The sequence below is a fragment of the Maribacter aurantiacus genome, assembly GCF_005780245.1.
Taxonomy (GTDB): Bacteria; Bacteroidota; Bacteroidia; order Flavobacteriales; family Flavobacteriaceae; genus Maribacter; species Maribacter flavus.
In genome coordinates, this window is the sequence record NZ_VBUK01000006.1 from 143,300 (window position 1) to 155,233 (window position 11,934).

At 43.1% G+C, this 11,934-nt stretch carries 8 protein-coding genes; 3 read left to right on the forward strand and 5 right to left on the reverse strand.

Annotated features, from left to right (window positions below; all coding sequences use genetic code 11):
• Window positions 1–41: 41 nt before the first annotated feature.
• Entirely contained in the window at window positions 42–1,295 is a 1,254-nt protein-coding gene (locus FEK29_RS11575; protein ID WP_138258598.1) for a tetratricopeptide repeat protein, read from the reverse strand.
• 262 nt (window positions 1,296–1,557) lie between these two features.
• On the opposite strand from FEK29_RS11575, the gene FEK29_RS11580 reads away from it, so the two are divergent.
• Window positions 1,558–1,749, forward strand: a complete 192-nt coding sequence (locus FEK29_RS11580) for a hypothetical protein (RefSeq protein ID WP_138258599.1) — start codon at window positions 1,558–1,560, stop codon at window positions 1,747–1,749.
• A gap of 10 nt (window positions 1,750–1,759) precedes the next feature.
• Here FEK29_RS11580 and FEK29_RS11585 read toward each other — a convergent pair whose 3' ends face one another.
• Window positions 1,760–2,590 carry a DMT family transporter gene (locus FEK29_RS11585; RefSeq protein WP_262710138.1) on the reverse strand — a complete coding sequence of 277 codons (831 nt, stop codon included), beginning with the start codon at window positions 2,588–2,590 and terminating at the stop codon, window positions 1,760–1,762.
• Between the two features lie 260 nt (window positions 2,591–2,850).
• Here FEK29_RS11585 and FEK29_RS18100 point away from each other — a divergent pair, with 260 nt between their 5' ends.
• Window positions 2,851–4,833: an alpha/beta hydrolase-fold protein gene (locus tag FEK29_RS18100; protein ID WP_205123417.1), complete on the forward strand. Its 1,983-nt coding sequence runs from the start codon at window positions 2,851–2,853 to the stop codon at window positions 4,831–4,833.
• An 18-nt stretch (window positions 4,834–4,851) separates the two neighbouring features.
• Entirely contained in the window at window positions 4,852–6,363 is a 1,512-nt protein-coding gene (locus tag FEK29_RS11600; protein WP_138258600.1) for a carboxylesterase/lipase family protein, read from the forward strand.
• Between the two features lie 72 nt (window positions 6,364–6,435).
• On the opposite strand, the gene FEK29_RS11605 is transcribed toward FEK29_RS11600, so the two are convergent.
• The 3 genes from FEK29_RS11605 to FEK29_RS11615 form a co-directional block, all read right to left on the reverse strand.
• Window positions 6,436–8,241 carry a ribonucleoside-diphosphate reductase subunit alpha gene (locus FEK29_RS11605; RefSeq protein ID WP_138258601.1) on the reverse strand — a complete coding sequence of 602 codons (1,806 nt, stop codon included), beginning with the start codon at window positions 8,239–8,241 and terminating at the stop codon, window positions 6,436–6,438.
• A 1-nt stretch (window position 8,242) separates the two neighbouring features.
• Complete coding sequence (locus tag FEK29_RS11610; RefSeq protein WP_138258602.1) at window positions 8,243–9,517, reverse strand: ribonucleotide-diphosphate reductase subunit beta; 1,275 nt, start codon at window positions 9,515–9,517, stop codon at window positions 8,243–8,245.
• Between the two features lie 694 nt (window positions 9,518–10,211).
• A complete protein-coding gene (locus FEK29_RS11615) occupies window positions 10,212–11,639 on the reverse strand; it encodes a DUF1593 domain-containing protein (RefSeq protein WP_138258603.1) in 1,428 nt (475 codons plus the stop codon).
• Between the last annotated feature and the right edge of the window lie 295 nt (window positions 11,640–11,934).

Consider the following 11,934-nt stretch of genomic DNA (forward strand, 5'->3'; position numbering starts at 1 on the left):
TTGTTAGGTTCCGAATCTCTATATTTAGGGGGATATATCAGTTAATGATCTTCTTCAAAAACGGAAGTTGAATATTGGGTCCCACCCGCTGTATTTAAGGCCTCCATCAACTGAAAGTCCCTGGCATGCTGTGTTTTTCCTTCCTGAGGGAACGAAAAGGCGACAAGTTCCGTCTTTCGTCCATCGCCTCCCCTATTGGACATTACGTATCCCATTTGACCGTTGGTAAACTGTATGGAGAAGTCGTCGCTTGGGCTGTTTATGGAACTGCCCATATTCATGGCCAAACCAACGTTCCGTTTTTCCACTTCAACCATATAAACATCGAGCCCTCCATAGCCTTGATGGCCTTCGGAGGCAAACACCAAGGTATTGCCTTCCATAACCTTTGGATACATTTCGTTTTTTGGGGTATTTACTTTGGTACCTAAATTTTTGGCTACGCCTACCACACCGTTTGTTTTTATGGTAGATACATAAATATCATACTCGCCAAAGGTACCTGGCATATTGGACGCAAAGAACAATCTGGTACCATCTTTTGAAATGGCAGGATGCAAGGCCGAATAATCCTTGGGGCACAAGGCCAGTTCCTTGATGGATTTCCATTCACCGTTTACCTTGTCCGCCCTAAAGATGCGGTGGACCTTCTGTTTCTTTGAAAACAGGCCGGTCGTAGGTTTTACCAAAACTTCCTTGCTAAAATAGGCGGTATTACCGTCCCTAGTTAAAACCACTGGGCTTTCGTAGTTTAATTCCCGCTCGGGTTTTACTTCCTGCTCTTTTACTACATAAGGCCTATCGTTCCCAATGGAAGCCGTACTGTAATCCGAATCGATATATAAAGGTTTAAAATAGTTCCTTCTCAATTGCCTTTTGTTTGACTTCAAGGAAGCGTCCGTCATGTGATAGTCCTGTTTTACCAGCTCCGTCCAGTTTTCATCGGCATCGGTCTTTTTGGCTTCCTGTCCCAATTTGGACAGGGCATGGTCGTACCGTTTTTGATAGGACGAATCTAGTTGACCATTGGGACTGATTTCCATCAACTTTTCGTACCAAAACAGCGCCGTCTCATAATTGTGGGACAAAAAATGGGCATTGCCCAAATCCTGATATATCTCCTTTTCAGTATAACCCAGGGATTTTAGGTCCTCATAGTTCTGTTGGCGCTTCTCCAACTCGCTTATACGAGCCGATTCATTGGAAACCGCCATTCCATTTTGGGCATTCAGCGTATAGCATCCTATTAAAAGACTACACCCTATGACCATTTTGTAAGCTAACGTATTTCTCATAATACAGGTATTTGGGGTTCAACAAGTCAAAGTTCCCAAAAGATACCGTGCACCGACTTATTAAAAATTCATAGGTTTTACCCTTTTTTTGATGATTTCCTTAAAATTTTATGTATTTCATCGAATAATTGTAGCCGTTCATCCTGGAATTTCAGTTTCTAACTAAAAATTTTAGTCAAGACATGGTTTATTTTTCTTAATTATTTGTTAATTCTGTTAAAGGTTTGTAAATTGCTAGTACACAATACCAACACTATTTGATATGAGCACTTCTTCCAAAACAAACCCGAACATTAAATTACTTACGGACAACTTGGTTTTAATAATGTTCATTATAGTAGCCATGCTGTTCTTTCAGAACTACCATGAAATAGAAAATGAGATTTCAAGTGTTCTCCTTAATTCCCTGCACGACATTAACCATAGTATTGCCGAAACCAGGACAGGTAAGTAAATGGTAGTAGCTACCGTTTTCCTATAAAGACATTGGCCACCAGGGCACCAATGATCATCAGGATTCCTAAGAGACTAAAAAAGGAGTAGAAGTCCCCAAACCAAAATACGCCTATAGTAAGCGTAAAAATTACCTCAATATATTTCAGCGGAGCGACCAAGGTCGTTTTGGCCACTTGAAAGGCCTTGGTCATGAACAATTGACCAAAAAAACCAAAAAAACCTAAGCTTAACAGCAAGAACCAGTCATTTCCCTTAGGCAGCATAAAATTATTTATGCTCAACAAGCCACCTATCAGCGTGGCGATAAACATAAAATAGTTCACCACCACCAAGGGATGATCCCCATTTCCGATCCTGCGGATCAACACGTAGACCAGCCCACTAAATACGGAGGCCGTTAATACCAATAACAGACCCGTTGTATCCAAATCTTCCCCAAAACCCTTTATGACCAAAACACCACAAAAGGCTATTAAAAAAAGTAACCATTGTACGGCCCGCAACTTTTCTTTCAACCAAAAGACCGCAAAAAAGGTGGCAAAGATGGGGGCGATATATCTTAAGGAAACGGCAGTGCCCACAGGGATGTATTTTAAGGACATGAAAAAAAGGCTCATGGCCGTTAAGCCTGCAAACGACCTATAGAGCATGAGCTTTTTGTTGTTACCCATTATAGGTATGCCTTTTATAAGAATGTAGGAGGTAGCTAGAAACAGCGAGCCAACGGACCTGAAAAAAACGATTTCAAACGTTGGGAAATGGCTTAAGTATTTTACGAATGCGTTCATTAAGGTGAACGAGAACGTACTTATGATCATGTACAGGACGGCTTTCTTCAAGGTCTAGCATGGCTTTGTACAAAGTTACGCGAAGGAAACCGTATAAAATATGAAACCCGATAATTTCCAGACTACAAAAAACACAAACCGGAATACCCTATTATTACCAACTCACTAAAAGTAGTTCCGTCCGTATTGACAATAAATACTAAAGAAAATCACATAGAATTGAATTTAATTACATAAAAACGAGCAAGTATCAAAAAATCGGTATAATATTGTTACATTTTGAGACAATCTATTTAAACATTTAGGCATTCATGTTACCGAAGACTATATCGATATTAATTCTCTTTTTCACCTTCACCCAATTTGCCCATGGGCAAAAGGAAATTAAATTATATGAGGGAATCGCCCCAGGCTCTGAGACATGGGATTGGAAGGAAGGTCTGAGCGAAAACAACCTTTTTAATACCAAGGTCGTCTACAACGTCACGGACCCTACAATCACGGCCTATCTACCCCACAAGGCATCGGCGAATGGAACTGCGGTAATCATTGCTCCCGGTGGAGCCTTTCATACCCTAAGTATCCAATCAGAAGGGGTCGATGTGGCCAAATGGCTCAACAGCAAGGGTATTGCCGCTTTTGTTCTTAAGTACCGGGTAGCGCGAAGCTTTACCGATGACCCCGTAAAGGAACTCATGAGTAAAATGAACGATTTTGAAGCGTTGGACAAGGAAAACGAACCTATTGTTACACTTGCCATGAACGATGGACTAAAGGCCATGGAATATGTTCGGAAAAATGCGGAAAGCATGAATATCGACCCTGAAAAAATCGGGTTTATGGGCTTTTCGGCCGGTGGCACCTTAACAATGTCGGTTTTATATAATTCCCAAGAGAGCAACCGACCCAACTTTGTTGCGCCTATCTATGCCTATGAACCGGCAATCATCGGTTCTGAAATACCATCGGAAGAAACCCCCATCTACATTGCTGTGGCAAGCGATGATCTACTGGGCATGGTACCGTACAGTATAAATATTTACAACAAATGGTTCAAGGCCGGGCAACCCGCGGAACTTCATATTTATGAGAAAGGAGGGCATGGATTTGGCATGCGAACACAAAACCTGCCGACCGATACATGGTACGAATCCTTTGGGGCATGGCTGAAAATGCACGGATTAATGGAAGGTTCTACCAACCTCTCCCCGTTTCAAAGACCCACTAGCCCAAATGACTCCCTACGATCCGTTTTATTGAATGCGGACAAGAAATTGGAATTTAAAATTTATGCCCCAATGGCGGAGGAAGTATCCGTTACTGGGGATTTCCCAAATGGCTTTCCGGGAATTGCATTGAAAAAGAATTACTTGGGTGTTTGGTCCGGTCAGACAGAAAATGAAGTTACCCCTGATATTTATACGTATGACTTTACCGTGAACAAAATCAAGACCTTGGATCCTAAAAATACCCTGGTCAAGGAAAGTCTGAACGGTTTCTCAAATCTTGTAGAGATTGAAGGAAAGGAAAATGACTTTCAAACCAGAAAGGATGTTCCGCACGGTCGAGTCGAAAAAGTTTGGTATACCTCCAAAACTTTGGATGGTGCCCAAAGACGGCTACATGTCTACCTCCCACCTAAGTACGATCGATTAAAGAAGAAGGAAAATCTTCCAGTCCTGTATTTATTGCACGGTGGAGGCGATAATGATGCATCCTGGACCACAGCGGGCAGGGCCAATGTGATTTTGGATAATCTATACGCCGAAGGAAAACTGGCCCCCATGATCGTGGTAATGCCCAGCGGACATACCGGTAAAGAAGGATTTTTCATGGGTGCGGGACCACAACAAGATCCCTTTTGCGGGGATTTGCTAAACGAAATCATTCCATTTATAGAGAACACCTATCCAGTTTCCAACAAGCGTACCGATAGGGCTATTGCCGGACTTTCCATGGGAGGTGTACAGACCTTGAACACCGCACTTTGGAATCCGGAATTGTTCGGTTATGTGATACCTATGAGTACCGGCTATTTTTCTCCCAATATCAAGGAAATAAAGGAAAATTATGCCGATGTAATGGAAAACGAAGAAATCAATCGGTTTGAACTTTTCCAAATTTACATGGGTGGCGAAGCCGATATCGCCTACCAAAACAACTTGAACATGATGGCCATGTTCGACGACTTCGGAATCAAATACAACTATACAAATAGTGAAGGTGGCCATACCTTCCGGGCATGGCGACGAAATCTACACGATTTTGCGCCCTTACTGTTTAAAAAGAAATAATGCTTAAACGCGATAAGGATGAAACTAAAGACTTTTGGTGTACTACTCGTCTTGATTACGTATGGAGTACAAGCACAAACCATACAGACGAAAGATGGAATGATAAAAGGCTACACCAGTAACGATATCCAAATTTTTAAGGGAATCCCCTTCGCCCAGCCCCCAGTAGGAGATTTGCGATGGAAGTCGCCACAAGCTGTAACTCCGTGGGAGGGCGTAAAGGAATGTACCGAATTCGGGCCCAGTCCCATACAGAACAAACCGGAACCTTTTCTATGTTGGACCGAAGAATTTATTGCCAAACCTGAGCCCTTGAGCGAGGATTGCCTGTACCTGAACATTTGGACGCCCGCAAAATCCGAAACCGAAAAACTGCCCGTTTTTGTCTGGATCTATGGGGGTGGATTAAGTTCAGGGTCGGCCAACTGCGATATTTATGACGGTGCCCAGATGGCGGAACAGGGCGTTGTCTATGTCAGTATCAATTATCGAGTTGGGGTCTTAGGGTTTATGGCGCACCCAGAATTGAGTGCGGAATCCGGTAATAATGCCTCTGGAAATTACGGTTTCATGGACCAACTCCAAGCCCTGAAATGGGTGAAAAATAATATTCAAGCCTTTGGTGGGGATCCTGAAAATGTGACCATTGCAGGGCAATCTGCCGGATCCTTTAGCGTGAATGCCCAGATTGCCTCTCCTTTGGCATCGGGATATTTTCATAAGGCCATCACCCAAAGCGGAGGGATTTTAAGCGGTCGGTTGATGCAAGATCTACCTACTGCCGAGCAACAAGGATTGACTTTCCAAAAACTGGCCGGAGCTAACTCCATATCAGATTTACGAAAAATACCTGCGGACGAGCTTCAAAAAATGAGTTCGCAGCGGGAGGCTGGCAGATTTGGGGTGGTTTTGGACGACTACTTCCTGCCGACCGATTTGCTACAGTCCTTCAAGGATGGGAAACAGAATCAGGTTTCCGTACTATCGGGTTGGTTGCCCGGTGATGCGGCCCTCTTTCCCGTAAACGATATTACCTCGGATTCCTTCAAAGAACAGGTTTTTAAGAATTATGGGGATAGAACGGGTGAATTTCTGGAATATTTTCCCGCCAACACCAATGAAGAGGCCGCCGAATCCCAAAAGAAATTGAACCTTTTGAATTTCGCGGGTATACCTAGTTACCTGTTGGCCAAATACATGGACAAGGACGTATGGTTGTATGAGTTTACCCATGTTCCCACGGACAAACCTGGTTTTCCCAATTATGGGGCCTTCCATACCTCAGAAGTGCCTTTTGCCCTTCATACCTTAGATCAGTGGCAACGGGACTGGAAGCCTGCGGAGCGTACCTTGGAAAATCAAATGTCCGGTTATTGGGTCAATTTTGCCAAAACCGGGAATCCAAATGGGGAAAACTTACCAAACTGGGAACCTTATGATTTGAATATCGGAAATATAATGGTTTTTGATACCAATGATTTGGGCATGCAGGACAGGTATAAATCCGAATTTGAGTTTTTGACGAATTGATATCGATATTTAACTTCAGAAAACAAAAAGGCCCGCTTTCCCGCGGGCCTTTCTTAATTTATAACTCATGGACTATGCTTCACAACTAGCACAATCTTTCTTCTGCTTGAACTTCTGTGCCGCGTTCATACTATGTTGATAGTACAATGACTTCAAGCCCAGTTTCCAAGCGGTTACATGGATTTTGTTGATTTCCTTCACGGGCATTTCCGGGTGGACGATGATATTCACGGACTGTCCTTGGTCAATATGGTTCTGCCTGTTGGCAGCTTGATAGATGATATCCATTTGGTCGATTTCGGAATACGTCTTGAACACGTCTTTCTCCTCTTGGGTCAAGAAATCCAGGTGTTGCACGGAACCGTCAAAATCCCGGATGCTTCTCCAAACTTCGGTGGTATTTTTTCCCTTTTCTTCCAATAGCGCTTCCAAATATGGGTTTCGTATGGTGGTCTTTACCTTGGCGATGTCCTTTACATAGGTGTTGGACCAAATTGGCTCAATACCTTGTGAAACCTGGCCCAAAATGAATGCGGAGGAGGTTGTTGGCGCAATGGCGTTCAAGGTGGCGTTACGTCTTCCATAACCTTTTAGAACGGCTGGCTCACCAAATTTCTCCGCCAACTCCTCGGATGCTTTATAGGACTTGTCCTTAATTGTCTTGAAAATTTCACTGTTCAAGTTATAGGCTTCCTGACTGTCAAAGGCCAACATTTTGGATTGTAGGAAGGAATGCCATCCTAAAACACCTAGGCCCAAAGCGCGGTTGTCCTTCGCAAAATTATAGGCACGCTCCATAAATAGGAAGGTCTGGCGGTCCTCACGGCTATCTGAATCACGGTAGGCCTCCAATTTTTCACAGAATTCGGTAATCACGGCATCCAGGAAGTACACCATAGTTTCCACGGCATCGGTATTTTTCCATTTATCGTAGTGCAAAAGGTTTACGGAGGACAATACACATACGAAAGACCAATTGTCATTGGAAGGCAACATGATTTCGGTACACAGGTTACTGGCGTAGATAGGCAGGTTCTTATCCTTGAATACATCCGCAGCACCGTTGTTCGCATTGTCCTTGAAGAAGATATATGGGTAGCCCATTTCTCCCCTTCGCTGTAAAACCTTCGCCCATATAGCCCTTTTATCGGTATCGCCATCCACCATTTCCTGCATCCATTGGTTGGTAACGGTTACCCCGTGGGTCAGCTCCTGAATGGGATTTCCTTCCGTTCCGATTTCCAAGAACTCCTTAATATCCGGATGCTCCACAGGTAAATAGGGTGAAAAACGACCGCGACGTACGGAACCCTGACTAACGACATCCACCATGGATTCAAACAATTGCATGATATGCACGGCACCGGAAGCCTGACCGTTGTTCTTAACCTCTGCCCCGCGATGTCTGATTTTTCCGAAATAGCCAGATGTTCCTCCACCTAATTTGGACATCATGCCCACTTCTGATTGGGTATACAGGATATTACCCATATCATCATCGATGTGCGACCCAAAACAACTGATAGGCAATCCCCTCTGTTTACCAAAGTTAGACCATACAGGTGAGGCCAACGAGAAAAAGCCTTCGCTCATGTAGCCATAGAACTTATCGGAAAATCCTGGAATCTTCAGAATAGCCTCTGCCCTATCGGCAATTTCACGGATTCGTTCCTCTGGGGTAACTCCTTTTGTAAGGTAGCCCGATGCCAAAAAATTTCGGCTATGTTCGTTCAACCAGGCAAATCCCTTTCCTTGGCCCTTCTCTTCGGACAAGTTCCTCAATGCCTCCTTTCTGGCTTGCACCAGTTGGTCTGAACCTTTTAATACTTTTCCTTCTTGTACTACTTCGTTTTGTAGGTTTGGTTTTGTCTCGTTCATGTTAAAATAAGTCGTCGCTGGTTATACTTTGTGTTCTTTTGCTATAGTTGATAGATCTTTTCACGAAAAAGTCTCCGTGTTTGGTACCGATAATCTCATCGTCAAACCACTCGGTCTGCGCCAATAAATTTTCGTCTACCTCAAATATTTTGTCGATTCCTATGCTGTCCAGGGAATCGTTGAATCGCTTTTTAATGAACTCTTTTACCAAAACTTTAGGCAAAAAGTCGATTTCTCCTGCCTCAAAAATCCAATCGATGATATCACTTTCAGCTTCGAAGGCATCCTTACACATATCCTGAACCATGGCGTGGTATTCCACATCAAACCAATCCGGATTTTCATCCTTTATGATATTGATAATGTCGATACCAAAATCCCCGTGAATCTGCTCCTCTTTGGAAGTGGCCTCCACCACATTGGAGATACCCTTCAACATGTTCTTGTATTTGTTGAAGGCCATGATGATCAAGAACTGGGAGAACAGGGAAACGTGTTCAATGAACAGGGAGAATAAAAGGATGGATTCCGCATACTCTTTATTGTCCTCGCTCTTTGCATTCTTGAGGGCGGTCTCCAAATAATGGACACGCTTCATAATAACGGGCTTCTTCTTCAAGGTTTTGAATTCTTGGTTCAAGCCCAGGATTTCCAGTAGATGGGAGTAAGCATCGTGGTGCCTCACTTCACTTTCGGCAAAAGTGGCGCCTACGGAACCTATTTCAGGCTTGGGCATTTTGTGATAGATATCGCCCCAAAAACTTTTTACGGCTACCTCAATTTGTGAAATGGCCAACATGGTATTCTTGATGGCACTACGCTCGGTGTCATTAAGACGGGTCTTAAAATCCTGTATATCACTGGTAAAATTAAACTCGGTATGAATCCAGTACGAATGTCTTATTGCCGGTACATACTCGTACAAGGCAGGATATTCATAGGGTTTTAGGTTGATGCGTTTCTCGAAAATGTTCGACTTTCTTTTTTGGGCCTGTTCGTTTCTATAAAGGATGTAGGCCTTGGCCACTTCAAAAAAGCCACCTTCCATTAATTTCTTCTCCACAAAGTCCTGGACTTCCTCTACGGTAGGTTTGTAAGCGTCATCTGCCCTTTTTCTCTCCAGCAGCGCCGAGTAAACGGTTTCTGAAATTTTTTCGGCATCACCGGGACCACCAAGTTCCACTGCGGTCATTGCCTTCAAAATTGCATTCGTTATCTTCTCTAATTGAAAGGGTTTAGTGGTAAAGTCCCTTTTGATGACTTCAGTTATCTCCATGTTAATAAAAGGTTAAAATGAAACTATTTTCGAGAGGTATAAAGGTCAAATTTTTAACCCTTAAATGGTAGGTGGGACGTTTTAGTTTTTCAACAGTTTTATCAACAATTAAAAACCCGAACTGAGTAAAAAAGCAAAAATATAATTTTTAAATAACTGTTTTTCAGTTATTTAAAAACAAACAAATAAAGTTACAAATTACCTTGAATACCCGGCAGCACTCAATTTAGTACGTCTTAGGGTTACAATTATAATCGATCTAAAGGCCTTCAAAAGATATAAAAACCTATACCCCTAAAATAGTGGCAAATAGGACCTGTATAAATGCGCGCCCAACCTCTAAATTTTTACAAATTGATGTATTACAAATTTTAAAAAACAAAAATAATCCTTCTGTATTTTTTTGGTCAATAGAAACAAATCCACCGTAGATTGGTTTGACCAATAGGATTTTTTGTTATTTCCTGCGTTTGATTGTTGATTACGTACTTTTCGATTTTCGTCTCGCGTCTTATGTATGCGTTACAACTAAATTTGTGTCCCAAATGTTCAAAAAAAAGAGACATTATTAGTTGTATGTTTCATTGGTAAGACGTAACACATCACTAGGTATGCAAAATTGTAAATGCCCTATACCGTAAAAGTGTCCCAAAAAAACGTATGGCTCAGCTTCTACTCCATTAACTAGATCCCTCTATTTAGGCACAACGGTAACGATAACCCGTTTGTACCTTGTTAAGGAAGGGCTGCCTTTATCGGAGAGCTTCAAAATAAAATGAAGGGTTTCCTTTTTATCCACTTCAGGTGCCGTAAGGTTCACGATATGAACGTTCTCCGCCCCCATATAGATTTCCTTTTGATACGTGCTTTCCTCTGGATAGTGAAACCATAAATAACTTAGGTTGTCCCCATCTGGGTCGGTGGATTTAAAAGCATCCAGACTGAAAGCTTCGCCCGATTTTACGGTAAATTCCTCCGGATGGGTCAGACCGGGCACCGGCGGATGGTTCGCCTCCTCATACGTCATGAGACACCAGTCCATACGGGCGGCAAAATCATTTTGAAAATCATCCCGCCACCGCCATAAGGTGGCCTTATTGTTCTTGAAGGTTAGGGTATCCCTTTTTACTGTCCGCCCATATTCTTGGGACACATAAGGCGTGTACGTATCATCAACATTCGTCCAAATTGCTCGGGTCTCGGGAGCAATGGTTACCACCGAAGTTCCTTTTTTGGTCTTGTCAAATTCCGGTTTGTAGAGGGCATATCGGCCGCCCCATGCGCCCCATTCCGGATGTTCGGGTGCATTGAGCCCATTGGGTATCAGGGACAAAAAAGCCGGGGTATCGCCTTCCATGCCCCAAGCCACATCGGGATATTCCGCACCTAAAGGCCCATGGACCTGCTGAATATTTTCGGCAATCCACGTATTGCTAATGGTACTGTTATCGATTCCGTTGACATACGTATTAATTCCCGTCCAAGTCGCCGAGGCATAGTGATCTCCCGGGGAAACGATATAAAACAGCTCCGGAAACGTATTGCGTATCCAAAGTCCGCTGTCATCCTGATCGGAAATGGTATATACCCGCAGTTTTGAGATCATCCGCTTCGCTTCGCTCTTACTTTTCGTTTGTTTTATTTTATGGAGGGATTGCGCCAAGGTATTTACCCCGCCCCAAACCGAAATCCACAAGGGGCGATCATCCTTTTCTTCCAAAACCTTAATGATCCAATCTGAACCCTCGGAATCTTTACCGTCGCCTACACCGTCCATCCCGTAGACCGGAAGTCCGTTTTTGATCAGCGATAACAAGGTTTCCGATTCCGGATAGCCGGATTCATGTTTTAAAAGGTTGGGTTGTACTTTGCCATAGCCGCGGATGACCCTGGCAATGGACTCCGGATTTATTTTGTTTTGCATCCAGCAGGAGGTAGTAGCCACCAGTCCCTTGATATCTATTTGATTGGCATAGAGCAGCAAACGCACCAAGGACTGCGTATCATCTGGATCCGCTTCAATATCCGTTAGGATAATGACCCTGTTTTTTTGATGGTTTTGGGCGAGCGATGGTGTGCAAACAAGTAAACAAAGAAAAATTAAGCACAAAAATGTTTTCATAGTAATAAAGTTAGGTGTAGCACTTAAGGGTGTACCCCGTTTAGCTTCGTTTCTATTGATCTAGTTTTATACATGGATGCTAAAGTTAAGAAAACCAAAGTAAGATTGATACTGTTTCCTTCCTGCAAAAACCAGTCGGGTGTAGCACCGGGGCAATTTCGGAAGGATAGATGCAGGTTATTGGTTATTGGTTGTTACAAGTAAAATTTGTCATTTTAGCATGCGGTTCTCGATACAATTTTCTATCGAAAATCATTCGAACTTACATGCCAAAAAACATAAGGAGCAACAAAGG

What these genes read in the sequence shown, in the direction of transcription:
- FEK29_RS11575 (WP_138258598.1), bottom strand. Translation starts at nt 1,295, where the DNA reads ATGAGAAATACGTTAGCTTACAAAATGGTCATAGGGTGTAGTCTTTTA.
- FEK29_RS11610 (WP_138258602.1), bottom strand. Translation starts at nt 9,517, where the DNA reads ATGGAGATAACTGAAGTCATCAAAAGGGACTTTACCACTAAACCCTTT.
- FEK29_RS11580 (WP_138258599.1), top strand. Translation starts at nt 1,558, where the DNA reads ATGAGCACTTCTTCCAAAACAAACCCGAACATTAAATTACTTACGGAC.
- FEK29_RS18100 (WP_205123417.1), top strand. Translation starts at nt 2,851, where the DNA reads ATGTTACCGAAGACTATATCGATATTAATTCTCTTTTTCACCTTCACC.
- FEK29_RS11615 (WP_138258603.1), bottom strand. Translation starts at nt 11,639, where the DNA reads ATGAAAACATTTTTGTGCTTAATTTTTCTTTGTTTACTTGTTTGCACA.
- FEK29_RS11605 (WP_138258601.1), bottom strand. Translation starts at nt 8,241, where the DNA reads ATGAACGAGACAAAACCAAACCTACAAAACGAAGTAGTACAAGAAGGA.
- FEK29_RS11600 (WP_138258600.1), top strand. Translation starts at nt 4,852, where the DNA reads ATGAAACTAAAGACTTTTGGTGTACTACTCGTCTTGATTACGTATGGA.